We start from the raw sequence: 24,492 nt of genomic DNA, 5'->3' as shown, positions 1-24,492 counted from the left end.
ACGCTTTGCTCACATTCCGGCGATCAGTTTCTCGACCCTGTCGTCGACCGATCGGAACGGGTCCTTGCACAACACCGTGCGCTGCGCCTGGTCGTTGAGCTTGAGGTGGACCCAGTCGACGGTGAAGTCCCGGCGCTGTTCCTGGGCCCTGCGGATGAAGTCACCGCGCAGCCGCGCCCGAGTGGTCTGGGGCGGAACGGACTTGCCCTCGAAGATCTTCAAGTCGTTGCAGATACGGGCGGCTTGCCCCTTCCTCTCCAGAAGGTAGTACAGCCCACGACGGCGGTGGATGTCGTGATACGCGAGGTCTATCTGCGCGACCCGCGGGTGGGACATGGTCATGTTGTGCTTGGCCCGGTACCGCTCGATGAGCTTGTACTTCATGACCCAGTCGATCTCGGTGCCGATCCGGTCGAGGTCCTCCGCCTCGATCGCGTCCAGCGTCCGGCCCCACAGCTCCAGGACCTGGTCGACGGTGCCGGTGCGGATCCCGCGCCGCTCGACGAAGTCCACGGCCTTCTCGTAGTACTCGCGCTGCACCTCCAGCGCGGAGGCCTCGCGACCGCTGGCCAGACGCACCTTGCGCCGGCCGGTGATGTCGTGGCTGACCTCGCGGATCGCCCGGATCGGGTTCTCCAGGGTCAGGTCGCGCATCACGGTGCCCGCCTCGATCATGCGCAGCACCAGGTCGGTCGCGCCGACCTTCAGCAGCATGGTCGTCTCGGACATGTTCGAGTCGCCCACGATGACGTGCAGGCGGCGGTAGCGCTCGGCGTCGGCGTGCGGTTCGTCCCGGGTGTTGATGATCGGCCGGGAGCGGGTCGTCGCCGAGGAGACGCCCTCCCAGATGTGCTCGGCCCGCTGGCTGACGCAGTACACCGCGCCCCGCGGGGTCTGCAGCACCTTGCCGGCACCGCAGAGAAGCTGCCTGGTGACGAGGAACGGAATGAGAATGTCCGCGAGCCGGGAGAACTCCCCGTGGCGGGCGACGAGATAGTTCTCGTGGCAGCCGTAGGAGTTACCGGCCGAGTCCGTGTTGTTCTTGAAGAGGTAGACGTCGCCCGCGATTCCTTCCTCGTGCAGGCGTCGTTCGGCGTCCACCAGGAGTCCTTCGAGAATGCGCTCGCCCGCTTTGTCGTGGGTGACCAGTTCGGTCACGTTGTCACATTCGGGTGTCGCGTATTCCGGATGTGAGCCCACGTCGAGATAGAGGCGTGCGCCGTTTCGCAGAAAGACATTGCTGCTGCGGCCCCATGACACGACACGGCGGAAGAGGTACCGCGCCACCTCGTCGGGAGACAGGCGTCGCTGTCCCCTGAACGTACACGTGACGCCGTACTCGTTCTCCAGCCCGAAAATGCGGCGGTCCATGAGTGAACATTACGCCCGATCCCCCGAGCTGAAACGGGGTTCGGCAGCACGGTTTGGATCATTTTCCGATGAAGCCGCAACCACCGCCCGCCCCACGGGAGCTGACAGGACGCCTCCCGTGACCAGCAGAACCACCAGCGACACACCCCCCGCGACAGCCGGCACGGCGAAGCCCCACACGGCTCCGCCACCCTCGACGACCGGTCCCGCGAGCCCCGTTCCGACCGAGGCGCCCACCGTGAACGTCGTCACGATCCAGGAGAAGGCCTCGGTGACCGTCCCGGCCGGCGCGTGCCGGTCGACCAGCACGAAAGCGCAGGCGATCACGGGCGCCAGGAACACACCCGCGAGGACCGTCAGCAGCGTCATGGCGACCGCGCCCGGCACCAGCGTCAGCGGCAGGTAACACACCGCCAGAAAGCCCACCAGGACCTGCAGTCGCCGCGCGGGCTCACCGGCCCACTGCCGCGCCCCGTACACCGTGCCGCCCACCAGCGCCCCGAGACCGATCCCGGCCATCAGCCAGCCGTACACCGCGTCCCCACCGTGCTCGTCCGCGTACGGCACGGAGGCGACCGTGATGGACCCCAGCGCGATCCCGACGAACAGGAACGCGCCCAGTAGCGCCAGGAGTCCCGGCGAGCGCAGCGCACCGAGCCAGTGAGCCTCACGCGGCCCGGAGCGCCACGCGCGCGAGGGCGGCGACACGACGACCGAGAGCGCCCCGAGGACCCCGATGACGTTCAGCACCACCAGCGCCGCCTGCGCCGACCACAGCGACACGCACAGCGTCACCAGCAACGGCCCCACGGTGAACATGATTTCCTGCGCCACCGCGTCCATGGCGTACGCCGTGTGCACCTGGTCCTCCCGGCGCAGCACGCTCGGCCACAGCGCCCGCAGGCCTCCCTCCAGCGGCGGCGTGAAAAGCCCCGCGGCCGCCACGGCCGCGTAGGCGAGCGGGAGCGGCTCGGTGCCGTTGAAGGCGAACACGGCCATCGCGAGGGCCGACAGCACGGCGGACGGGAGCTGCACACGAGGCTGGCCGTGCAGGTCGACGAGGCGCCCGAGCACAGGCTGCCCCACGGCGTTGGCGACCCCGTAGACGGCCGCCAGAGCCCCGGCGAGGCTGTACGTACCGCCCTGCGCCCGGACGAACAGCACGATCGCGATCGCCGCGGTGGCGTTGGGCAGCCGGCCCACCAGCGTCCCCGTCAGCAGGCGCGCCGCATGCCTCGCCCTGAGGATCTCCAGGTATCCCGCGGCCATGTCCCGCCTCCAAGTAATACGTATAACGTCGACTCCCATACGTACCATGTGCGCTGTTCGGACGTCCAGACGAAGGAGCGGACCCACGGTGGCACGCAGCAGCACGCGACCGACCAGCCGCGACGTCGCCCAGGCGGCCGGCGTGTCCCAGGCCGCCGTCTCCCTCGTCCTCGGCGACAAATGGCGCGGCCGCGTCTCCGAGACCACCGCCGAACGCGTCCGGGAAGCCGCCCGCGACCTCGGCTACCGGCCCAACCTCGCCGCCCGCAACCTCCGCCTCGGCCACACCCGCACCGTCCTCCTCGTCGTCCCCGCCCTCACGACCGAGTTCTTCGCCGGCGTCTATACCGGCGCCGCGCGCGTCGCCGCCGACCACGGCTTCGGCGTCGTCCTGTACCCCTCCCCCGAGGGCATCGGCCCCGCCCGCGACCCCTTCGCCTCCGCCCAGGCCGCCCTCGACGGCGTCATCGCCTCCTCCATGGCCGCCGACGCCCTCACCGCCATCCGCGGCGACCAGCTCCCCCTCGTCATGCTCGACAGCGACCCCTCCGGCAGCCTCGGCGCCGCCACCGTCAACCTCGACATCACCGACGGCGTCCGCCAGGTCGCCGCCCACCTCCTGGGGCTCGGACACCGCCGCTTCCTGCACCTCGCCGCCGACGTGCCCTCCTGGACCTTCGAGGTACGCGCGCGTGAACTGGCCGCACGGCTGGCCGCGGTCCCCGGCACCTCCGTACGCACCGCCCACGCGCCCATCTCGATCGACGGCGCCCTGACCGCCGCCGAAGCCGCCCTCGCCGCTCCCGGCCCCCGCCCCACCGCCCTCGTCTGCGACGACGACAAGCTCGCCGCCGGCGCCTACAAGGCCGTACGACGACTCGGCCTGCGCGTCCCGGACGACATCTCCGTCACCGGCCTGGACGACCTCGCCCTCGCCACCGCCCTCGACCCCGAGCTGACGACCGTACGACTGGACGCCGAACTGTTCGGCGAACGCGGCATGCAAGCCCTCCTCGCCGTCCTGGAGGGCCGTGCACCCGACGCTGGAGACATCCCCGTCGAGTTGGTCGTACGAGGCTCCACGGCCCCGCCCAGCCCCTCCTGAACGCCCTGTGCCCCGACCTGGTGATCGGCCGGGGCACAGAAAGGGAAACGGTCAGGCGGGGCAGAACGGGCTACTCCTCGTCGGAGCCCTCAGCCTCGTCCGAGCTCTCCGCCTCGGTGGACGCACCGCCGGCCTCCAGCAACCGACCGAGCTGACGCCCCACGATGCGCTTGAACTTGCGCTGCTGCGGACGCGTACGGTCCAGCACCGCGACCTCCAGCCGCTCCGCCGGGATCTCCCGCTCACTGCCGTTCGTGTCCCGGGACAGCGCCTGCACGGCCAGCTTCAGCGCCTCCGCCAGGCTCATCCCGTCCTGGTGACGCTGGTCCAGATAGCTGCTGATCGTCTCGGCGTTGCCGCCCACCGCGACCGAGCCGTGCTCGTCCACGATGGAACCGTCGTGCGGCAGCCGGTAGATCTGGTCCCCGTCCGGCGTCTCACCGACCTCGGCCACGACCAGCTCCACCTCGTACGGCTTCTCACCGGCCGAGGAGAAGATCGTGCCCAGCGTCTGGGCGTACACGTTGGCGAGACCGCGGGCGGTCACGTCGTCACGGTCGTAGGTGTAACCCCGCAGGTCGGCATACCGAACGCCGCCGATGCGCAGGTTCTCGTACTCGTTGTACTTGCCGGCGGCCGCGAAGCCGATCCGGTCGTAGATCTCGCTGAACTTGTGCAGCGCACGGGACGGATTCTCGCCGACGAACACGATGCCGTCGGCATACTGCAGCACGACCAGGCTGCGACCACGGGCGATGCCCTTGCGGGCGTACTCCGCCCGGTCGGCCATCGCCTGCTGGGGGGAGACATAGAACGGCGTCGACACCGGTTATCCGTCCCTTTCTGTGGAAGTCACTGCGATCACCTTGACCAAGACGGGAAACGCCTACAGCAGCGCGGCCCGCGGGCCGTCGGGCTGCTCAAGCCGCCGCTCGAGAATCGAACGGGCGATCTCGGAGGACTCCTCGTCGGTGAGCCGACGGAAGCCGTCCTCGGTGATCACGGTGACGATCGGGTAGATCCGGCGGGCGACATCGGGACCACCGGTCGCCGAGTCGTCGTCAGCCGCGTCGTACAGGGCCTGCACCACGAGAGTGGTGGCCTGCTCCTCGGTCAGGTCGCCGCGGAAGAGCTTCTTCATGGCACCGCGCGCGAAGACCGAGCCCGACCCGGTGGCGGCGAAGTTGTGCTCCTCGGAACGGCCGCCGGTGACGTCGTAGGAGAAGATCCGCCCCCTCTCCCGGTCCACGTCGTACCCCGCGAACAGCGGCACCACGGCCAGCCCCTGCATCGCCATGCCGAGGTTGGAACGGATCATGGTGGACAGCCGGTTCGCCTTGCCCTCCAGCGACAGCTGGGCGCCCTCGACCTTCTCGAAGTGCTCCAGCTCCAGCTGGAACAGCTTCACCATCTCCACGGCAAGACCGGCGGTGCCGGCGATCCCGACGGCCGAGTACTCGTCGGCCGGGAACACCTTCTCGATGTCCCGCTGAGCGATGACATTGCCCATCGTGGCGCGACGGTCACCGGCGAGCACGACACCACCGGGGAAGGTGACCGCCACGATCGTGGTGCCGTGCGGCGCCTCGATCACACCCTGCATGGGCGGCAGTTGCCGGTTGCCCGGCAGCATCTCCGGCTGGTGCTCGGACAGGAAGTCCATGAAGGACGACGACCCAGGCGTCAGGAAGGCAGCTGGTAGACGCCCGGTGCTACGAGTGTTGGCTTCCACGCGATTCCTTCCAGGTAAGCGGCGGCCCGACGGACGGCGTCGGGATCGTCTCCCAACTTGCCGATGGCCGAATTGCAGTTGAAGCACAGTACGCCTCGGACCCTACCCGTCTTGTGGCAATGATCCACATGCACGGCCGGAGCCTTCAGACAGATCACGCACAGCCCCATCTGAGAGGCGACCATCTCGTCCCGCTCGGCTTCGGTGAGGCCGTACTCGCGCTTGAGATGGTCTTGCCGCCCCTGGACTGCCCGACAGGCCTTACAGCGTGTAGACAGGCCATCGGATGCGGTGGAATTCCGATGCCAGTCGCTGTGCGGCTTCACTTCGCCGCACGTGCGGCAGAGCTTGTGTCCGTCCGGGACATCCACGTGTTCCCGAACCGACTTACCCATGGCCTCCCGGCGCCGCCGGGAGTGCGTGGCGCTGTACTGCGCCACGCACTCCCGACAGTGCACCTGGAGGCCGTCACGCCGGTTCTTGTCCCGCGCAAAAGCCGCGACAGACAGATCCCGCCTGCATTTGCGGCATTCCTTGCTGATCGGCTCCTCGGCCACCCATATCCCCCGCAACCTTCAAAACGAAGGCAAAGTAGCCAATCGACCTTTACTCGCCGCCTTTTTGCACGAAGGAGCGCACGAAGTCCTCGGCATTTTCCTCGAGTACATCGTCGATCTCGTCCAGGACGGAGTCCACGTCGTCACTCAGCTTCTCCTGGCGCTCCTTGAGGTCCTCGGAACCCTGCGTCTCCGCAGTCTGCTCCTCGACCTCCTCGGTGTTGCGTGTGGCCTTCTGCTGTCCGCCGCCGGTGTCCTTGGTCGCCATAACCCCTCACCCCGCTCGGTTCGACGTTCTTGATCAGACCCTACAAGCAGGGTCTGACATCGGCCCCGCAGTTCCTACAACGTACGGGGGCCATCTCGATGATTCCCTCTGGCCGGGTTTTCCACCCTGCGGGACGACCCGGCCCGGGTCTCCGTTCAGTTGCCCGACAAGACCCTGACCAGGTCTTCTGCCGTGCGACAGCGGTCCAGGAGCTCCTTGACGTGATTTCGCGTTCCGCGAAGCGGTTCGAGGGTTGGGACCCGCTGGAGCGAGTCCCTGCCCGGGAGGTCGAAGATCACCGAGTCCCAGGAGGCCGCGGCGACGTCGTCGGCGTACTGCTCCAGGCAGCGGCCGCGGAAGTACGCGCGGGTGTCCTCCGGGGGCTTGGTGCGGGCCCTCTCGACCTCGTTCTCGTCGAGGAGGCGCTTGATGCGTCCGCGGGCCGCGAGACGGTTGTAGAGGCCCTTGTCGGCCCGTACGTCGGCGTACTGGAGGTCGAGGAGGTGCAGCTTGGCGGCGTCCCAGTCGAGGCCGTCGCGGCGCCGGTAGCCCTCCATGAGCTCCCGCTTGGCGACCCAGTCGAGCTCGCCGGCGAGGCTCATGGGGTCGTGTTCCAGGCGGTTGAGGGTGTCCTCCCAGCGGGACAGGACGTCCTTGGTCTGGTCGTCCGCGTCGGCGCCGTAGCGTTCCTCGACGTACTTGCGGGCGAGCTCGTAGTACTCCATCTGGAGCTGGACCGCGGTGAGTGTGCGGCCGCTGCGGAGGGTGACCAGGCGCTGGAGCGTCGGGTCGTGGGAGACCTGGTGGAGAGTGCGGACGGGCTGGTCGACGGCCAGGTCGACGGCGATGAAGCCGTCCTCGATCATGGACAGGACCAGGGCTGTCGTGCCGAGCTTGAGGTAGGTCGAGATCTCCGAGAGGTTGGCGTCGCCGATGATCACGTGGAGGCGGCGGTACTTCTCGGCGTCGGCGTGGGGCTCGTCGCGGGTGTTGATGATGGGTCGCTTGAGGGTGGTCTCCAGGCCGACCTCGACCTCGAAGTAGTCGGCGCGCTGGCTGAGCTGGAAGCCGTGTTCGTGGCCGTCCTGGCCGATGCCGACGCGGCCGGCGCCGGTGACGACCTGGCGGGATACGAAGAAGGGCGTGAGGTGGCGCACGATGTCCGAGAAGGGGGTTTCCCGCTTCATCAGGTAGTTCTCGTGCGTGCCGTAGGAGGCGCCCTTGTTGTCGGTGTTGTTCTTGTAGAGGTGGATGGGCTGGGCGCCGGGGAGCTGGGCGGCCCGTTCGGCGGCTTCGGCCATGATGCGTTCGCCGGCCTTGTCCCAGAGGACGGCGTCGCGGGGGTTGGTCACCTCGGGGGAGCTGTATTCGGGGTGTGCGTGGTCGACGTAGAGCCGTGCGCCGTTGGTGAGGATGACGTTGGCGAGGCCGATGTCCTCGTCGGTGAGCTGGCTGGAGTCGGCGGCTTCGCGGGCGAGGTCGAAGCCCCGCGCGTCCCGCAGCGGATTCTCCTCCTCGAAGTCCCAGCGGGCCCGGCGGGCCCGGTGCATCGCCGCCGCGTAGGCGTTGACGATCTGGGATGAGGTGAGCATGGCATTGGCGTTGGGGTGGCCGGGGACGGAGATCCCGTACTCCGTCTCGATGCCCATTACTCGCCGTACGGTCATGCGGCCCTCCTTGCCCGGCGGCGCCCTCGGTCGGGGGCGGCGCTCAAGTACCGCTGGCGCTCCGGTGCGTGTGCGGTGCCCGTCCCCGCACTGCGCGACTCGGCGGTACCGAAGAGCCTAGAACGGCTCTGCGCTGGTGGGGAGATCATTTGCGTCATTGCCTTGCTCGCCTTTGTTCCGGTTAGTTGCCTGAAAAACAGTCGGCTGCGGGTACCCCGGTGAGGGCACCCGCAGCCGCCCTGTCTTTACAGGTACTGACCGGTGTTCGCCACCGTGTCGATGGAGCGTCCGGTGTCGGCGCCCTGCTTTCCGGTGATGAGGGTACGGATGTAGACGATCCGCTCGCCCTTCTTGCCGGAGATGCGGGCCCAGTCGTCCGGGTTGGTGGTGTTGGGCAGGTCCTCGTTCTCCTTGAACTCGTCCACGCAGGCCTGGAGGAGGTGGGAGACCCGAAGGCCCTTGGAGTTGTGGTCGAGGAAGTCCTTGATCGCCATCTTCTTGGCGCGGCCGACGATGTTCTCGATCATGGCGCCGGAGTTGAAGTCCTTGAAGTAGAGGACTTCCTTGTCTCCGTTGGCGTAGGTGACTTCCAGGAAGCGGTTTTCCTCGGATTCGGCGTACATGTGTTCCACAGCCGTCTGGATCATGCTCTGGACGGTGGTGGACCGGCTGCCGCTGTGCTCTCCGAGGTCGTCGGAGTGCAGCGGGAGGCGCTCGGTGAGGTACTTGCCGAAGATGTCCTTGGCGGCTTCGGCGTCCGGCCGCTCGATCTTGATCTTCACGTCGAGGCGGCCGGGGCGCAGGATGGCGGGGTCGATCATGTCCTCGCGGTTGGAGGCACCGATGACGACCACGTTCTGCAGGCCTTCGACGCCGTCGATCTCGGCGAGGAGCTGCGGGACGATGGTGTTCTCGACGTCGGAGCTGACGCCGGAGCCGCGGGTGCGGAAGAGGGATTCCATCTCGTCGAAGAAGACGATGACGGGGGTGCCCTCGCTGGCCTTCTCACGGGCACGCTGGAAGACGAGGCGGATCTGCCGCTCGGTCTCGCCGACGTACTTGTTGAGGAGCTCGGGGCCCTTGATGTTGAGGAAGAAGCTCTTGCCGGTGGCCTGGCCGGTGACCTCGGCGACCTTCTTGGCCAGCGAGTTGGCGACCGCCTTGGCGATGAGCGTCTTGCCGCATCCGGGGGGTCCGTAGAGCAGGACGCCCTTGGGCGGGCGCAGTTCGTGCTCCTTGAACAGGTCCGGGTAGAGGTACGGGAGCTCCACGGCGTCCCGGATGGCCTCGATCTGGCCGCCGAGTCCGCCGATCTGCTCGTAGCCGATGTCGGGGACCTCTTCGAGGACGAGTTCCTCGACCTCGCTCTTGGGCACGACCTCGTAGACGTAGCCGGAGCGCGGTTCGAGCAGCAGGGCGTCGCCGGGACGGATGGTGACGTCCAGCAGTGGCTCGGCGAGCCGTACCACCCGTTCCTCGTCGGTGTGCCCCTGCACGAGGGCGCGCTCGCCGTCCTCGAGGATCTCCTTGAGGGTGACGATGTCGCCGACACTCTCGTACTTCATGGCCTCGACCACGTTGAGAGCTTCGTTGAGCATCACTTCCTGGCCGCGCCGGAGCTCTTCGAGTTCGACGCTGGGGCTGACGTTCACCCGCAGCTTGCGGCCGCCGGTGAAGATGTCGGCGGTGCCGTCCTCGTTCGCTTCGAGGAAGACGCCGAAGCCGGCCGGTGGCTGTGCGAGCCGGTCGACCTCCTCCTTGAGGGCCACGATCTGGTCGCGGGCCTCACGGAGCGTGTTGGCGAGTCGCTCGTTCTGGGCGGACACGCCGGCCAGGTTGGTCTGCAGCTCGACGATCCGCTCTTCGAGAATCCTCGTGTGTCGCGGAGAGTCGGCGAGCTTGCGTCGCAGGACGGCGATCTCCTGCTCAAGGTAGGCAATCTGCCCGGACGGGTCGTCGGACCCTCGTCCCGGGCGGATGCCGCGGTTCATGTCGTCGTCGTGGGCTGCCACGGTCCTCACCTCCTCCAAGGGGAGCTGGACGCTTCCAGACCCTACCTGGGTGGGTGTCGATTGAAACCCCTAGATCACAAAGACGGTAGAGGTGTGTCCGATCTTCACCCTTGCGCTCTCCCTCACGCCAGGGGAATACCCACCGAACAAGATTGGAAAGCTGCCGAAGGTAGGGTCGAAGTGTTCAACACCCGCCAGAGCTGGCCGGATTCCCGTCCAGCTAGGCACATAAACGGCAGGAGAGATGAGAGTGCAGCAGGAGGTCGGGGCCGGCGGCGAGACCCTGGAGGTCTGGATCGATCAGGACCTCTGTACCGGTGACGGTATCTGTGCCCAGTACGCGCCGGAGGTGTTCGAGCTGGACATCGACGGTCTGGCCTACGTGAAGGGCCCGGACGACGAGCTTCTGCAGGACAAGGGCGCCACAACGCCCGTACCGCTGCCGCTCCTCACCGATGTGGTCGACTCCGCGAAGGAGTGTCCGGGCGACTGCATCCACGTACGGCGAGTTTCGGACAGCGTCGAGATCTACGGCCCGGACGCAGAGTGACCGGAGAGCCACCCCGTGTGACCGCTGTCTGATTTCTCACAGATGTGATCGCCTCGGTCAGACGGTGTGCGTGCCCGCGGGGGTCGAGCGGACGAACGCGCCGTCCTTCCACTGCCACTTCGCCTTGTCCGTCACGTCCGGACAGCAACTGGGTACGTCGGACGTGGAGTAGCCGAGCAGGGTCGCGAGGACGGCGCCGTCGCTCAGCGTGAAGTCGGTGACGGTGTTGCGGGTCTTCGGGCTCAGCAGGGTGGCGACGACCCGGGGTTCACCGGTGCCCTTCGCGTGTGTGATGACGTAGACGGCGTCGGGCGGGGTGCCCATGGGGGCGTCGCAGTGCACCACGACGACTGTTTCCGGCCGTCCGTCGCCGTCGAGGTCTCCGGAGACCCGCTTCTGCACCTTCGCCTTGACCGGGCCGCAGTCGATCGGGAAGTGGACGGCCGCGGGGTCGGGCGCCGTAGTGACCACCGGGGCGGTTCTGCCCTCGGGGCCGGCTGCCTGCGCCGCCGTCGCGGTGTGGGGCTGCAGGACCGAGGAGAGGGCCACGACTCCCGCCACGGCGGTGGCGGTGGCGACCCAGTGGATCGGGCGGGTGTGCGTGTGTGCCAGTTCCGGGACGGCGGATTGCTGCACTCGGAGCGTCTCCTGTGAGGGCTGTGCCGGTGGGGGTGGCCAGCATGGTGCCACACGTCACAGGTGGGGGGAACGGCGGGGTGGGTACTTGTCCAGGTTCCCCTGGGGGCGTTTTCTGCCGTTCCCTCAACACGAAGGCGTCGGGGTGGAGTTCCTCTGGTCTGCGGGAACTCCACCCCGACGCCTCTTCGTTGATTGCGGCACGGGGCCGTCTCAGCGGCCGGAGCCGCCGTCGGCGTTGGGGCCGGTGTAGTCCTCGCCGTAGGCACCCTTGGCGGGGCGGCGGCGGCGCATGGGCGGCTCGACGCCGTCGGCGAGGCGACGGGCGGTGAGCAGGAAGCCGGTGTGGCCGATCATGCGGTGGTCCGGGCGGACGGCCAGGCCCTCCACGTGCCAGTTGCGGATCATCGACTCCCAGGAGGTCGGCTCGTTGAAGGAGCCGATCTCGCGGATGGACTCCACGGTCCGGGCGAGCTGGGTGGTGGTGGCGACGTAGCAGCACAGGATGCCGCCGGGGACGAGCGCCTTGGAGACGGCCTCCAGGCACTCCCAGGGGGCGAGCATGTCGAGGATGACGCGGTCGACGTCGGCGTCGGACAGGTTGTCCTGGAGGTCGCCGACGGTGAGCTGCCAGGCGGGGTGCGGGCCGCCGAAGTAGCGCTCCACGTTCTGCTGGGCGATCTCGGCGAAGTCCTCGCGGCGCTCGTAGCTGTGCAGCATGCCCTGGTCGCCGATGGCGCGCAGCAGGAAGCTGCTGAGCGAGCCGGAGCCGACCCCGGCCTCCACGACGCGGGCGCCGGGGAAGATGTCGGCGAAGGCGAGGATCTGCCCCGCGTCCTTGGGGTAGACCACGGCGGCGCCGCGGGGCATGGACAGGACGTAGTCGGGGAGCAGGGGGCGCAGCGCGAGATAGGCGACGTTACCGGTGGTGCGGACAACGCTGCCCTCGGGTGCGCCGATCAGCTCGTCGTGAGGAAAGGAACCCTTGTGGGTGTGGAAGTTCTTTCCCTCTTCGAGCGTGAACGTGTAGTGGCGGCCCTTGGGGTCGGTCAGCTGAACCTGGTCCCCGACCTTGAAGGGCCCGCGCCTGCGGGCGGCACCGGTCGGTTCGGACATGTGAACAGCCTACCGGTCCGCGGAGGGGCCGCCGACCACTAGGACGGTCTGGCCATGGCCTTCACGAAGGCGCGTTCCACGTCGGCCGCGGACAGGACGCCGTAGATCTCGCCGGTCTCCTCGACGACGAGGTATTCGGTGGCGGGGGTCGCGCGGAGGGTGTCCAGCAGGTCCTCCCCCGCGAGCTCGGCGGAGACGCGCATGCCGTCGGTGATGTCCTGGGCGAGGCCGCTGACGGCGACCCAGGGGCGACGGTGCTCCGGTACGCCCACGATGGCGGCCTCGCGGACGAGGGAGAGCGGGGTGCCCTCGGCGTCGACGACGACCAGGGCGCGGGCGCCGGCGTCGTTGGCGCGGCGCAGGGCCTCCGAGAGGGGGGTGTCGGTCTCGACGGGGACCGCGCGGCGGGTGAGGGTGCGGGCGCGCAGGTCGGGGAGGTGTTCGCGCAGTCGGGCCATGCGCAGACTGTTGCCGGCGCCGGTCCAGATGATCGCGGCGAGGATCGCGGCGAGCAGGGCGTCCATCACGGTGTCCATGCCGACGTTGTCCTCGGCGGAAGAACCGAGGGCTCCGGACTGGGTGAGCAGCGGGAGGCCGATGAGGACGCAGACGGCGAGGGCGCGGCCGACCCAGGCGGCGGCGATGGTGCCGCTCATGGGCCTGCCGGTGATCTTCCAGACGACGGCGCGGAGCATGCGGCCACCGTCGAGGGGGAGGCCGGGCAGGAGGTTGAAGGCGGCCACGATGAGGTTGGAGACCATCAGGCCGGCGAGCAGGACGCCGGGGACCGTGCCGGGTTCGACGGGCTGCATGGCGACGTAGAAGAGGCCGGCGAGGATCAGGGAGAGCAGTGGGCCGACGAAGGCCAGCACGAACTCCCGGCCGGGGGTCTCGGCCTCCTTCTCGATCTCGGAGACGCCGCCGAAGAACTGGAGCTGGATGCGGCGGACGGGGAGCTTGAAGCGCAGGGCCGCGACGGTGTGGGCCAGTTCGTGGACGAGCACGGAGGCGTAGAAGGCGACCGCGAAGAAGAGGGAGACGAGGTAGCGGGCGGCGCCGAGTTCCGGGAGCACGCGGTCCAGTTGGCCGCCGAACACCCAGGTGATGAGTGCGGCGACGAGGAACCAGCTCGGGGCGACGTAGACGGGCACGCCGAAGGGACGGCCCATCAGCAGGCCTCCGCGCGGCTGGGGCGACTGGGGCGGCGGGTTCTTGGGGGCGCCGGAGTGGGCGAGGGTGCGGTGGTCGTCGGCGGTGTGGGGTTCGCGGGGCGCTTCGGGTCGGGGCAGGTCGGCGTGCTCGCCGGTGTCGGCCTCGGGGGCGGGCGGATGCTCTTCGTCCCCGGTACCGGTCTCGCTCCCGGAGGCCGGTACTTCGGCGGGTGCGGGGGTGCTGTCGGACGTCGACGGGTCCTGGGCCGCGTTGTCGTCCGCGGCCGGCTGCCGTACGGGGTCGGTGGCGCCGTCGGGGGACGGGGCGGCGGCCGGGCTCCCGGTCTCGTGCGGGTCAGGGATCGTGGGCCCTGCGTGGGGCTTGGTCGGCCGGTCCGTGTCGGACCGCGGCTGCCCGCTCCCGCCGCTCTCGTCCACGATGTCCCCTCGTTCGAAGCGTCCTCCGCGCCTGCCGTGCGGAAGGTCTCGGGTCGATGGTATGCGGCGGTCGCTGCGCGTTCCGCCCCGGCACCCCCCGTGTTTCCTCAGGAACCACGGCGGTCACAGCCGCGAATGGGTCACTGTCAGTGGCGGGCCGTATGGTCTGTGGTCATGGAGACGAGCACGGAGGGCGTGACCGAGGCCGCCGCCGACGACGCGGGGACGCCGGAGGCGGTGATCGCTGCGCAGGCCGGGACGGCGGGGGCGCCGGAGGCGGTGACCGCTGCGCAGGCCGGGACGGCGGGGACGCCGGAGGCGGTGATCGCTGCGCAGGCCGGGACGGCGGGGGCGCCGGAGGCGGCTGGGCCCGGTACTGCGCCTACGACGGTCGCGGACGGTCAGCGCGGCGCGGCCCCGGCCGACGAGGACCCGGGGCCTTCCGAAGCGGCCGACGCGGCGCAGTCCGTGACGGGTGACGCGTCGAACCCGGCCGAACCCGGGACCGCCCCGACAGCGATCGCACACGGGCGGCAGGGTGGAGACGCGGCCGGCGCGGGCGAGGCGACGGGCAGCCCGGTGGGTGGTGCGGTGTCCAAGGCCGCCGCGGTGGTGCCCGTCGCTCCCGCCTCCCTGTCGCCCTCTCGTGCCAATGACTTCATGCAGTGCCCGCTGCTGTACCGCTTCCGGGTGATCGACCGGCTGCCGGAGAAGCCGAGTGCGGCGGCGACCCGGGGGACGCTGGTGCACTCGGTGCTGGAGCGGCTGTTCGACGCGCCGGCCGGGGAGCGGACCGCGCCTGCGGCCAAGTCGCTGATTCCCGGTCAGTGGGACCGGCTTCGGGAGAGCCGGCCGGAGGTGGTGGAGCTGTTCGCCGACGACCCGGACGGCGAGCGGCTGGCGCAGTGGCTCGGTGAGGCGGAGCGGCTCGTCGAGCGGTGGTTCACGCTGGAGGACCCGACGCGCCTGGAACCCGCCGAGCGGGAGCTGTTCGTGGAGGCGGAGCTGGACTCGGGACTGCGACTGCGCGGGATCATCGACCGGGTCGACGTGGCGCCGACCGGCGAGGTGCGGATCGTCGACTACAAGACCGGCAAGGCGCCCCGGCCGGAGTACGCCGAGGGCGCGCTGTTCCAGATGAAGTTCTACGCCCTGGTGGTGTGGCGACTGAAGAACGTGATCCCGCGCCGGCTCCAGCTCGTCTATCTCGGCAGCGGTGACGTCCTGACGTACGACCCGGTCCGCGCCGACCTGGAGCGTGTCGAGCGCAAGCTGCTGGCGCTGTGGGAGGCGATCCGGCAGGCCACGCAGTCGGGTGACTGGCGACCGCGCCCGACGAAGCTGTGCGGCTGGTGCGACCACCAGGAGCACTGCCCGGAGTTCGGCGGCACTCCCCCGCCCTACCCGCTACCGGTGACGCCCGCGATCAGTGAGCAGGGCAGAATGGGGCCGGACTAGCGAAGGAGACTCACGTGGCCATCCGCGTCCTACTGGTCGACGACCAGCCGCTGCTGCGTACCGGGTTCCGGATGATTCTGGAGGCCGAGCAGGACATCGCGGTCGTGGGCGAGGCCGGAGACGGCCTTCAGGCCATCGACCAGGTGCGGGCGCTGCAGCCCGACGTGGTCCTGATGGACATCCGTATGCCGCGGATGGACGGTGTGGAGGCGACCCGGCAGATCACCGGTCCCGGGCGGGACGGCCCGGCCAAGGTGCTGGTGCTGACCACCTTCGACCTCGACGAGTACGTGGTGGAGGCGCTGCGGGCGGGAGCCAGCGGCTTCCTGCTCAAGGACGCCCCGGCCAACGAGCTCGTGCAGGCGATCCGGGTGGTGGCCGCGGGCGAGGCGCTGCTCGCGCCGAGCATCACCCGCCGGCTGCTCGACAAGTACGCCACGCATCTGCCGTCCGGTGACGAGCCGGTGCCGGACACCCTGCACACGCTGACCGACCGCGAGGTCGAGGTGCTGAAGCTGGTGGCGCGCGGGCTGTCGAACGCGGAGATCGCCGCCGATCTGTTCGTCAGCGAGACCACCGTGAAGACGCATGTCGGTCATGTGCTGACCAAGCTCGGGCTGCGGGACCGGGTGCAGGCCGCGGTGTACGCGTACGAGAGCGGTCTGGTGCGTCCCGGCGCGCAGTAGCGGGCGCCTCGGCGGTGCGAGAGCGAAGCGGTACGAGAGCGAAGAGGGCGTCCCCCACCTGACGGGGGGGCGCCCTCTTCGTGTGTGCGGCCGCCGGATCGGCGCTTGCGGGCGGCCCGTCGGATCAGCCCTTGCTGAGTTCCCAGAAGCGGAACACGGTGGAGGCGTCGAGGCAGTACTCCAGGCCGTAGACGTTGTCCCGGACTACGGCGTACTGCTTGGCCTGCCAGACCGGCAGGACCGGGACCTCCTTGGCGACGAGGTCCTGGAGCGTGCCGAAGGGTTCGTCCGTCGCGGCGCGGTCCGGCTGGGCGGCGGTCTCGGGGATGAGAGAGCCGGTGATCTTGTTGTTGTCGTAGTTGTTCTCCAGCACGTTGCCCTTGCCGAAGAAGGGGGCCGTGAAGTTGTCGGCGTCCGGGTAGTCGGGTACCCAGCCCTTGACGTACACGCCGTACTTGCCGGCGGCGATGTCCTTCTCGTACTGGTCGAAGGCCACGGACTTCACGTCGGCGTCGAACAGCCCGCTGGCGTTGAGCTGCCGGGCGATCGTCTTGAGTTCCTGGTCGGTGGCCGGGCCGTAGCGCGACGGGGTCGACCACAGGGTCAGCTTCACCTTGCCGGTGATGCCCTCGTCGGCGAGGGCGGCGGCGGCCTTGGACCGGGAGGGCTGGGCGCCGTAGGTGTCGAAGAAGGCCGTGTTGTGGCCCGCGATACCGGCCGGGATGATCGAGTAGAGCGGAGTCGCGGTGCCCTGGTAGACGTCGTGGATGAGCGCCTCCCGGTCGAGCAGGTAGGCCATCGCCTTGCGGACGCCCAGCTTGCCCGTGACCGGGTCGTTCATGTTGAAGACGAGGTGCTGGACCTCGGCGCTGGTGCCCTCGACGACCTCGACGCCGGAGTCGGGTGAGGCCTTCTCGATGTCGGCGATGTCGCCCGCGCTCAGACCGCGGTAGGCGAGGTCGACCTTGTCGTCGGTCAGGGCGGTCTTCAGGGCGGCCTGGTCGCCGTGGAAGAACTTCAGGGTGACGCCGGAGTTCTGGGGGTCGGCGGTGCCCTTGTAGCTCTCGTTGACGGAGAAGACGGCCTGGTCGTCGTCGAACGAGTCGAGCTGGTAGGGGCCGGAGCCGAACGCCTTGCCGTCCTTGCGGAGGCCGTCGGCGTCGTACTGCGAGTGGTCGACGATGGAGCCGGCACCGGAGGCGATCTTGCTGGGGAAGGTCGCGTCGGGGGTGTTCAACCGGAAGACGACGGTCTTCTCGTCCGGGGTCTCGACCTTGTCGAGCATCGGGAACATGATCGCGGGACCGGCGTCGTCATTGATCTTCAGCGTGCGGTCGAAGGAGAACTTGACGTCCTCGGAGGTGAGCGGGTCACCGTTGCTGAACTTGAGGCCGTCCTTGAGGGTGCACTCGTACACCTGGGTCTTGGTGTCGGTGAACTCGCAGCTCTTCGCGGCGTCCGGCTCCGGTTCCGTGCCGCCCTTGGGGAAGCTGAGCAGCGACTGGAAGACGTTGTTGAACAACAGCCAGGATCCCGGGTCGTAGCCGGAGGCCGGGTCGGTGGCGAGGACGTCGTCGGACATCCCCATGACCACGGATGAGCCGCCGGACCCGGAGTCCCCCGACTCCGTGCCGCAGCCGGTCAGCAGACCGGAGGCCAGCCCCGCCATGATCGGCAGGACCTGCCACTGGATGCGCTTGTTCACTAGCGAGTGCCTTGTCGTCGGTTTCTTGTGGAATCCCGGACCCGTCCGCCTGGGCCCGGGGCGAACGAGGCGTGGGCGGTGGTCAGCCGCTCACGCCTGTGCCGAACGGCCGGTCAGCCGCTCACGCCCTTGCCGAGTTCCCACAGCTGCAGCGTCGAGGAGGAGTTGAGCGCGTAGGCGGTGCCCGTGACGTCGTCGCGTGCGGCGACGTACTGCTTGCCCTGCCACAGTGGCAGCACCGGGACGTCCTTGGCGACGATGTCCTGGATCTCGGTGAGGCTTCCGGACGCGGCGAGACGGTCGGCCTCGCGACGGGAGTCCGGGATCAGGGTGTTGCGGATCTGGCCGTTGCTGTAGGGCGAGCCGAGGAAGTTGTCCTTGTCGAGGAAGGGGGCGAGGTAGTTGTCCGCGTCGGGGAAGTCCGGGAACCAGCCCATGCCGTAGACGTCGTACTTGCCCTTCTGCTCGGCCGGGCGGAAGGTGTCCCAGAGTTCGCCCTTGATGGTGACGTCGAAGAGCCCGCTGGCGTTGAGCTGCCTCTGCAGGTCCTCGAACTCCTCCTTGGTGCCCGGCCCGTAGTGGTCGGTCGTGTAGTGGAGGGTCAGCTTCACCGGAGTGCTGATGGCGGCCTGGGTCAGCAGGGACTTGGCCTTGGTGACGCTCGGGTCGCCGTACCGGTTGAAGAAGGAGTTGGAGTGGCCGGTGATGGTGGCCGGGACCAGCGAGAACAGCGGCTCGGCCTGGGTGCCGTAGACCTTGGAGACGAGTTCGCTGCGGTTGATGAGCTGGGCCATCGCCTGGCGCACGGCACGGGACTTCACGGTCGGCGCGTTGGTGTTGAAGGCGAGGTAGCGGATCTCCAGACCGGCCATCTCGACGAGGTCGACGCTCCCGCCGGACTCGTTGGACATCTTCTGGATCTGCTGGGGCGACAGGGTGCGGGTGATGAGGTCGATGTCGCCCTTCTCGAGGGCGGCGCCCATGGCGTCGGCGTCCTCGTAGGAGCGCAGTTCGACCTTGTCGTTGTTCACCGTCAACGACCCCTTGTAGTGGGGGTTCTTGGTGAACACGGCGTCGACGAGGACGTTGTTCTTGACGTCGGCCTTCATGGTGTAGGGGCCGGAGCCCTCGACGTCGAAGCCGTCGCGGAGCTTGTTCTTCTCGTAGTCGTCGGGGTTGACGATGCCGGCGACCGGGGTCGACAGCTTGTACGGGAAGGTGGCGTCGGCGGTCTTGAGGTGGAAGATGACCTCGCGGTCGCCCTTGGTCTCGACGGTGTCGATGGTGGAGAGCAGGGCGAAGACGCCGGAGTCGGCCTTGATGGCGCGGGCGCGGTCGATGGAGTACTTCACGTCGGCCGCGGTGATGGCGTCGCCGTTGGCGAACTTCAGGCCGTCACGCAGGGTGCAGACATAGCGTTCGTTGCCGCTGTCGCTGAAGCCGCAGGACTGAGCCGCCTCGGGCACGGGTTCGCCGTCGCCCTTGGGCTGGATCATCAGGGTCTGCACGGTCTGGCGCAGGACGTTCCAGGTGCCGACGTCGTAGGCGAAGGCCGGGTCCAGGGGCGCGGGAGCGTCCTTCGTGGCGGTGAACCGGTCCGTGGTGCCGACCCCGATCGCGTCGCCCCCGCCGCTGCCGCTGTCGGAACCGCCGCAGGCGGCGAGCACCGGCGCGAGCAGACCTATGACGGCCGGCAGCACCAAAGTCTTGCGGTTCATGCTCGAGTTTCTCCACAGCTGTTCAGTCCGTGTACCCGGCATGCAGGGGTGGTGCGGCCGATCACGGGGTTAGGGCGATGTTCTCACCAGGAGATTAGTCCGCACCTGCAGGAGGGTTCGCAGTCACGGGAGTTGGGCTTCCATCACACAGCGAAACCGGGCGTGGACGCACCGAAGGCCCGCCGGGGGAAGGATTGGTGCAGGGTTTCATCAATCGGGACACATGGGCGCGCCCGCGGCCCTCGAAACGGGGCGTTCGGCACAGCCCGGGCCACCTGTCGAGGGCCTGTCGAGTGAAGAACCTCACACCCGCAAGGGGGCGCCGACAGGTCGGAATTCGGCCGTCCGGCGGGCTTCGAATTCTTTCGACAGGGCTCTGGGGAATTACCCCGCTATCCGCGCTGCACGCTGGGTGAACAGCCGAGGCATTTCCGTCATCGAAGAGCGATCAAGCCCCGCAGAAATGTCAGGTCGACGTCTTCGAGCGACCCGACGACCGTGCGTCCGGGGGCCGGGAGGATGGGGGCCACGGAGGGCACGGCCACGACCTGGCAGCCAGCGGCCTCGGCGGCGGCGACACCGGTCGCGGTGTCCTCGACGACGGCGCATCTGGCCGGGTGCGCGCCGAGGCCGGAGGCGGCGAACAGATACGGGTCGGGGTGCGGCTTGGTGCGGGGCACCTCGTCGCCGGCGACCGTGAGGTGGAAGTGCCGGCGGCCGAGGGAGTCGAGGACCCGGTCGATGATGCGCCGGTGCGAGGCGGAGACCAGGGCGGTGGGGATGCGGTGCGCGGACAGTTCGCCCAGCAGCCGGGTGGCGCCGGGCATCAGCGGCAGGGAGCGGCCGATACGGTCCTCGAAGCCCTGGTTGAGCAGGACGGTGAGCTCGGGGAGGGTGATGTCGGCGCCGGTGGCCTCGATCAGGAATCCGGCGCTGCGGGTCATGGGGCCGCCGACCACGACATGGCGCCAGGAGTCGTCGAGGGTGTGTCCGAGACCGGCGAAGACCTCGACCTCGACGTCCCACCAGAAGCCCTCGGTGTCCACCAGGGTGCCGTCCATGTCTAGGAGGACGGCCTGAAGGGCGGAGCCGTCTGCCGTACGGGTCAATGGCGCGGGGACCGTGCTGGTCATCCACGTACCTCCTTGAGGGACGCGCAGGCCGGTTCCCACGAGGGGAACCGGCCTGCCGGTGGACCGACCAGTGTACGACTTATCCGATCAGTGTGCTCGGTGAGCCGGAATCGGCGGCTCAGCGGGCGTTGAAGTACTTCGCCTCCGGGTGGTGGATGACGATCGCGTCCGTGGACTGCTCGGGGTGGAGCTGGAACTCCTCGCTCAGCTGGACGCCGATGCGCTCGGGCCGGAGCAGGTCGGCGATCTTGGCGCGGTCCTCCAGGTTCGGGCAGGCGCCGTAGCCGAGGGAGAAGCGGGCGCCCCGGTACTTCAGGGCGAACATGTCCTCGACGTCGGCCGGGTCCTCGCCGGAGAAGCCGAGCTCGGAACGCACGCGCGCGTGCCAGTACTCGGCGAGCGCCTCGGCCAACTGGACGGACAGGCCGTGCAGTTCGAGGTAGTCGCGGTAGGCGTTGGCCTCGAACAGCTTGGCGGTCTGCTCACCGATCCGGGAGCCGACGGTGACGACCTGGAGGCCGACCACGTCGGTCTCCCCCGACTCCTCGGGGCGGAAGAAGTCGGCGAGGCAGAGCCGGCGGCCGCGGCGCTGGCGCGGGAAGGTGAAGCGGGTCCGCTCGTTGCCCTCCTCGTCCAGGATGATCAGGTCGTCGTCCTTGGACACGCAGGGGAAGTAGCCGTAGACGACGGCGGCTTCGAGGAGGTTGTCGGTCTGGAGCCGGTCCAGCAGGCCGCGCAGCCGGGGCCTGCCCTCGGTCTCGACGAGCTCCTCGTACGTGGGTCCCTCGCCGGTGCGGGCCTGCTTGAGCCCCCACTGGCCCTTGAACAGGGCGCCCTCGTCGAGCCAGGAGGCGTACTCCTTGAGCTGGATGCCCTTGATGACGCGGGTGCCCCAGAACGGCGGGGTGGGCACCGGGTTGTCGGTGGCCACGTCGGAGCGGACATGCCCCTCTTCGGGCCGCTCCTCCTCCGCCTGTACGGCACTGGCACGCACCCGGCGCTGCTTGAGCTCGGGCAGCTTGGCGCCGGGCACGCCCCGCTTGACGCCGATGAGGGCGTCCATGAGGCGCAGTCCCTCGAACGCGTCGCGGGCGTAGCGGACTTCGCCCTCGTAGATCTCGTGCAGGTCCTGTTCGACGTACGCCCTCGTCAGCGCGGCTCCGCCCAGGATGACCGGGAAGTCGGCGGCGAGGCCGCGCTGGTTGAGCTCCTCCAGGTTCTCCTTCATGATCACCGTGGACTTGACCAGCAGCCCTGACATGCCGATGACGTCGGCGCGGTGCTCGGCGGCGGCGTCCAGGATCGCGGAGACCGGCTGCTTGATGCCGAGGTTGACCACGTTGTAGCCGTTGTTGGACAGGATGATGTCGACGAGGTTCTTGCCGATGTCGTGGACGTCGCCGCGGACGGTGGCGAGCACGATGGTGCCCTTGCCGGCCTCGTCGCCCTCGACTTTCTCCATGTGCGGTTCGAGGTAGGCGACGGCGGTCTTCATGACCTCGGCGGACTGGAGGACGAACGGCAGCTGCATCTGGCCGGAGCCGAACAGCTCGCCGACGACCTTCATGCCGTCCAGGAGGGTGTCGTTGACGATGTCGAGGGCGGGGCGCGTCCGGAGGGCCTCGTCGAGGTCGGCCTCCAGGCCGTTCTTCTCGCCGTCGATGATGCGGCGCTTGAGGCGCTCGTCCAGCGGCAGGGCGGCCAGTTCCTCGGCCCGGCCCGCCTTGAGGGACTTGGTGGTGGCGCCCTCGAACAGGGCCATCAGCTTCTGGAGGGGGTCGTAGCCCTCCGCGCGACGGTCGTGGATGAGGTCGAGGGCCGTCTGGACCTCTTCCTCGGTGAAGCGGGCGATCGGCAGGATCTTCGACGCGTGGACGATCGCCGAGTCCAGTCCCGCCTTGGTGCACTCGTCGAGGAAGACCGAGTTGAGCAGGACGCGGGCGGCCGGGTTGAGGCCGAAGGAGATGTTGGACAGGCCCAGCGTGGTCTGGACGTCCGGGTGGCGGCGCTTGAGTTCGCGGATGGCCTCGATGGTGGCGACGCCGTCCTTGCGGGACTCCTCCTGACCGGTGCAGATGGTGAAGGTCAGGGTGTCGATGAGGATGTCCGACTCGTGGATGCCCCAGTTGCCGGTCAGGTCGTCGATGAGCCGTTCGGCGATCTCGACCTTCTTCTCGGGGGTGCGGGCCTGGCCCTCCTCGTCGATGGTCAGCGCGATCAGCGCCGCGCCGTGCTCCTGGGCGAGCTTGGTGACCTTCGCGAAGCGGGACTCGGGGCCGTCGCCGTCCTCGTAGTTGACGGAGTTGATGACCGCGCGGCCGCCGAGCTTCTCCAGGCCGGCCTGGATGACGGGGACCTCGGTGGAGTCCAGGACGATCGGCAGGGTGGAGGCGGTGGCGAAGCGGCCGGCGAGCTCCTTCATGTCGGCCACGCCGTCACGGCCCACGTAGTCCACGCAGAGGTCGAGCATGTGGGCGCCCTCGCGGATCTGCTCGCGGGCCATCTCCACACAGTCGTCCCAGCGGGCCTCCAGCATGGCCTCGCGGAACTTCTTCGAGCCGTTGGCGTTGGTGCGCTCGCCGATCGCCAGGTAGGAGGTGTCCTGGCGGAAGGGGACCGTCTGGTAGAGGGAGGCGGCGCCGGGCTCGGGCTGCGGGTCGCGCTCGGGGGGCGTGAGGTCGCGGACCCGCTCGACGACCTGGCGCAGGTGCTCGGGGGTGGTGCCGCAACAGCCTCCGATCAGGGAGAGGCCGTAGTCGCGGACGAAGTTCTCCTGGGCGTCGGCCAGGCCCTCGGGGTCGAGCGGGAAGTGCGCGCCGTCCTTGGTGAGGATCGGCAGGCCCGCGTTCGGCATGCACAGCAGCGGGATGCGGGAGTGCCGGGCGAGGTAGCGCAGGTGCTCGCTCATCTCGGCGGGGCCGGTCGAGCAGTTCAGGCCGATCATGTCGATGCCGAGCGGCTCCAGCGCGGTCAGCGCGGCGCCGATCTCGGAGCCGAGCAGCATGGTGCCGGTGGTCTCGAACGCCATCGAGACGACCAGCGGCACATCGGCGCCGGTGGCCTCCAGCGCGCGGTGGGCGCCCAGGACGGAGGCCTTCGTCTGGAGGAGGTCCTGCGTGGTCTCGACGATCAGGGCGTCGGCGCCGCCGGCGAGCAGTCCCTCGACGTTGGCCTGGTAGCCGTCGCGGATCGTGGCGTAGTCGATGTGGCCGAGGGTGGGCAGCTTGGTGCCGGGGCCGACGGAGCCCAGGACCCAGCGCTGCCGGCCGTCGCGGGCGGTGTGCTCGTCGGCCGCCTCGCGGGCGATGCGGGCACCCGCCTCGGACAGTTCGTGCACGCGGTCGGCGATGTCGTACTCCGACGCGGCCGTGTGGTTGGACCCGAAGGTGTTGGTCTCGACGCAGTCGACGCCCACCGCGAAGTACGCGTCGTGGACGGAACGGACGATGTCCGGGCGTGTCACGTTGAGGATCTCGTTGCAGCCTTCGAGGTTCTCGAAGTCCTCGAGGGTGGGGTCCTGCGCCTGCAGCATGGTGCCCATCGCTCCGTCGGCGACCACCACTCTGGTGGCGAGCGCCTCGCGGAGCGCGGACACACGGGTCCGGCTGTCGGCGGAAGGGGTCGGTGGCGACGAGGCCATGAAGGGGCTCCCTCAGTTGCGACGGCTGTCGGCTTCAGGGCGCCCGCGAGTCGTCCCACGCCGGGCGCACCACGCCAGGGTAGCCGGGTCCCCGCCGGGATGTTCGGCACGTCCACGGGACGGACGAGGATGGCGGGCGGGTCATCAACGGGATACCAGTGACACAACAGTTGCCGACCGACCATTAGCGGGAGGTCGGCATCGACCGGTAGTGTTCGACATTGCCGAACAGCGGCAGCGACGCCGTAGCACTCGGCTGTCGAAGCGGACGGAGGCAGGA

19 protein-coding genes are annotated in these 24,492 nt (G+C 69.0%); 4 read left to right on the top strand and 15 right to left on the bottom strand.

Annotated features, from left to right (window positions below; all coding sequences use genetic code 11):
• Nucleotides 1-9: 9 nt before the first annotated feature.
• Nucleotides 10-1,371, bottom strand: coding sequence for a Pup--protein ligase (gene pafA, locus RKD20_RS35440; protein WP_020117715.1), 1,362 nt, complete (start codon nucleotides 1,369-1,371; stop codon nucleotides 10-12).
• A gap of 9 nt (nucleotides 1,372-1,380) precedes the next feature.
• Entirely contained in the window at nucleotides 1,381-2,640 is a 1,260-nt protein-coding gene (locus RKD20_RS35435) for an MFS transporter (protein WP_424881267.1), read from the bottom strand.
• A gap of 88 nt (nucleotides 2,641-2,728) precedes the next feature.
• On the opposite strand from RKD20_RS35435, the gene RKD20_RS35430 reads away from it, so the two are divergent.
• The gene (locus RKD20_RS35430; protein WP_424881266.1) at nucleotides 2,729-3,745 is read left to right on the top strand and encodes a LacI family DNA-binding transcriptional regulator; all 1,017 of its coding nucleotides are present in this window, start codon (nucleotides 2,729-2,731) and stop codon (nucleotides 3,743-3,745) included.
• A 70-nt stretch (nucleotides 3,746-3,815) separates the two neighbouring features.
• Here RKD20_RS35430 and prcA read toward each other — a convergent pair whose 3' ends face one another.
• From prcA to arc, 6 genes are all read right to left on the bottom strand, one after another.
• Entirely contained in the window at nucleotides 3,816-4,571 is a 756-nt protein-coding gene (prcA, locus tag RKD20_RS35425; protein WP_359422295.1) for a proteasome subunit alpha, read from the bottom strand.
• A 60-nt stretch (nucleotides 4,572-4,631) separates the two neighbouring features.
• Nucleotides 4,632-5,477: a proteasome subunit beta gene (gene prcB, locus RKD20_RS35420; protein WP_329261561.1), complete on the bottom strand. Its 846-nt coding sequence runs from the start codon at nucleotides 5,475-5,477 to the stop codon at nucleotides 4,632-4,634.
• Nucleotides 5,429-6,034, bottom strand: coding sequence for an endonuclease VII domain-containing protein (locus tag RKD20_RS35415; protein ID WP_424881265.1), 606 nt, complete (start codon nucleotides 6,032-6,034; stop codon nucleotides 5,429-5,431). Before RKD20_RS35415 ends, prcB begins: the two co-directional genes overlap by 49 nt.
• 49 nt (nucleotides 6,035-6,083) lie before the next feature.
• Nucleotides 6,084-6,302 (bottom strand): ubiquitin-like protein Pup, encoded by a 219-nt coding sequence (locus RKD20_RS35410; RefSeq protein WP_007380863.1) that lies wholly within the window; start codon nucleotides 6,300-6,302, stop codon nucleotides 6,084-6,086.
• A gap of 155 nt (nucleotides 6,303-6,457) precedes the next feature.
• Nucleotides 6,458-7,969, bottom strand: coding sequence for a depupylase/deamidase Dop (dop, locus tag RKD20_RS35405; protein ID WP_424881264.1), 1,512 nt, complete (start codon nucleotides 7,967-7,969; stop codon nucleotides 6,458-6,460).
• 245 nt (nucleotides 7,970-8,214) lie between these two features.
• Complete coding sequence (gene arc / locus RKD20_RS35400) at nucleotides 8,215-9,981, bottom strand: proteasome ATPase (protein ID WP_424881263.1); 1,767 nt, start codon at nucleotides 9,979-9,981, stop codon at nucleotides 8,215-8,217.
• 244 nt (nucleotides 9,982-10,225) lie between these two features.
• Between arc and RKD20_RS35395 the strand changes: the two genes are divergently transcribed.
• Nucleotides 10,226-10,531 (top strand): ferredoxin, encoded by a 306-nt coding sequence (locus RKD20_RS35395; protein ID WP_424881262.1) that lies wholly within the window; start codon nucleotides 10,226-10,228, stop codon nucleotides 10,529-10,531.
• A 57-nt stretch (nucleotides 10,532-10,588) separates the two neighbouring features.
• Here RKD20_RS35395 and RKD20_RS35390 read toward each other — a convergent pair whose 3' ends face one another.
• The 3 genes from RKD20_RS35390 to RKD20_RS35380 form a co-directional block, all read right to left on the bottom strand.
• Complete coding sequence (locus RKD20_RS35390) at nucleotides 10,589-11,167, bottom strand: hypothetical protein (RefSeq protein WP_424881261.1); 579 nt, start codon at nucleotides 11,165-11,167, stop codon at nucleotides 10,589-10,591.
• A 213-nt stretch (nucleotides 11,168-11,380) separates the two neighbouring features.
• Nucleotides 11,381-12,283: a tRNA (adenine-N1)-methyltransferase gene (locus tag RKD20_RS35385; RefSeq protein ID WP_020117726.1), complete on the bottom strand. Its 903-nt coding sequence runs from the start codon at nucleotides 12,281-12,283 to the stop codon at nucleotides 11,381-11,383.
• Between the two features lie 38 nt (nucleotides 12,284-12,321).
• The gene (locus tag RKD20_RS35380; RefSeq protein ID WP_424881260.1) at nucleotides 12,322-13,872 is read right to left on the bottom strand and encodes a site-2 protease family protein; all 1,551 of its coding nucleotides are present in this window, start codon (nucleotides 13,870-13,872) and stop codon (nucleotides 12,322-12,324) included.
• A gap of 591 nt (nucleotides 13,873-14,463) precedes the next feature.
• Between RKD20_RS35380 and RKD20_RS35375 the strand changes: the two genes are divergently transcribed.
• Nucleotides 14,464-15,330 (top strand): RecB family exonuclease, encoded by an 867-nt coding sequence (locus RKD20_RS35375; protein ID WP_424883393.1) that lies wholly within the window; start codon nucleotides 14,464-14,466, stop codon nucleotides 15,328-15,330.
• A gap of 14 nt (nucleotides 15,331-15,344) precedes the next feature.
• Nucleotides 15,345-16,016: a response regulator gene (locus tag RKD20_RS35370; protein WP_020117730.1), complete on the top strand. Its 672-nt coding sequence runs from the start codon at nucleotides 15,345-15,347 to the stop codon at nucleotides 16,014-16,016.
• A 124-nt stretch (nucleotides 16,017-16,140) separates the two neighbouring features.
• Here the strand turns inward: RKD20_RS35370 and RKD20_RS35365 are convergent, their stop codons facing one another.
• The 4 genes from RKD20_RS35365 to metH form a co-directional block, all read right to left on the bottom strand.
• The gene (locus tag RKD20_RS35365; RefSeq protein ID WP_424881259.1) at nucleotides 16,141-17,721 is read right to left on the bottom strand and encodes an ABC transporter substrate-binding protein; all 1,581 of its coding nucleotides are present in this window, start codon (nucleotides 17,719-17,721) and stop codon (nucleotides 16,141-16,143) included.
• 113 nt (nucleotides 17,722-17,834) lie between these two features.
• Nucleotides 17,835-19,439 carry an ABC transporter substrate-binding protein gene (locus tag RKD20_RS35360; RefSeq protein WP_424881258.1) on the bottom strand — a complete coding sequence of 535 codons (1,605 nt, stop codon included), beginning with the start codon at nucleotides 19,437-19,439 and terminating at the stop codon, nucleotides 17,835-17,837.
• Between the two features lie 434 nt (nucleotides 19,440-19,873).
• A complete protein-coding gene (locus RKD20_RS35355; protein ID WP_424881257.1) occupies nucleotides 19,874-20,572 on the bottom strand; it encodes an HAD family hydrolase in 699 nt (232 codons plus the stop codon).
• 118 nt (nucleotides 20,573-20,690) lie between these two features.
• Complete coding sequence (metH, locus tag RKD20_RS35350) at nucleotides 20,691-24,212, bottom strand: methionine synthase (protein ID WP_424881256.1); 3,522 nt, start codon at nucleotides 24,210-24,212, stop codon at nucleotides 20,691-20,693.
• Nucleotides 24,213-24,492: the final 280 nt, after the last annotated feature.

It is taken from the genome of Streptomyces sp. SLBN-8D4 (assembly GCF_049739545.1).
GTDB lineage: Bacteria > Actinomycetota > Actinomycetes > Streptomycetales > Streptomycetaceae > Streptomyces > Streptomyces canus_C.
The sequence above is the reverse complement of the archived record's forward strand: the minus strand, read 5'-3'. Positions and strand labels throughout refer to the sequence as shown.

Excerpts from the sequence above, each read along its gene's own strand:
- RKD20_RS35435 (WP_424881267.1), bottom strand. The coding sequence starts at position 2,640 with ATGGCCGCGGGATACCTGGAGATCCTCAGGGCGAGGCATGCGGCGCGC.
- dop (WP_424881264.1), bottom strand. The coding sequence starts at position 7,969 with ATGACCGTACGGCGAGTAATGGGCATCGAGACGGAGTACGGGATCTCC.
- pafA (WP_020117715.1), bottom strand. The coding sequence starts at position 1,371 with ATGGACCGCCGCATTTTCGGGCTGGAGAACGAGTACGGCGTCACGTGT.
- RKD20_RS35385 (WP_020117726.1), bottom strand. The coding sequence starts at position 12,283 with ATGTCCGAACCGACCGGTGCCGCCCGCAGGCGCGGGCCCTTCAAGGTC.
- RKD20_RS35410 (WP_007380863.1), bottom strand. The coding sequence starts at position 6,302 with ATGGCGACCAAGGACACCGGCGGCGGACAGCAGAAGGCCACACGCAAC.
- RKD20_RS35395 (WP_424881262.1), top strand. The coding sequence starts at position 10,226 with ATGAGAGTGCAGCAGGAGGTCGGGGCCGGCGGCGAGACCCTGGAGGTC.
- metH (WP_424881256.1), bottom strand. The coding sequence starts at position 24,212 with ATGGCCTCGTCGCCACCGACCCCTTCCGCCGACAGCCGGACCCGTGTG.
- RKD20_RS35360 (WP_424881258.1), bottom strand. The coding sequence starts at position 19,439 with ATGAACCGCAAGACTTTGGTGCTGCCGGCCGTCATAGGTCTGCTCGCG.
- RKD20_RS35355 (WP_424881257.1), bottom strand. The coding sequence starts at position 20,572 with ATGACCAGCACGGTCCCCGCGCCATTGACCCGTACGGCAGACGGCTCC.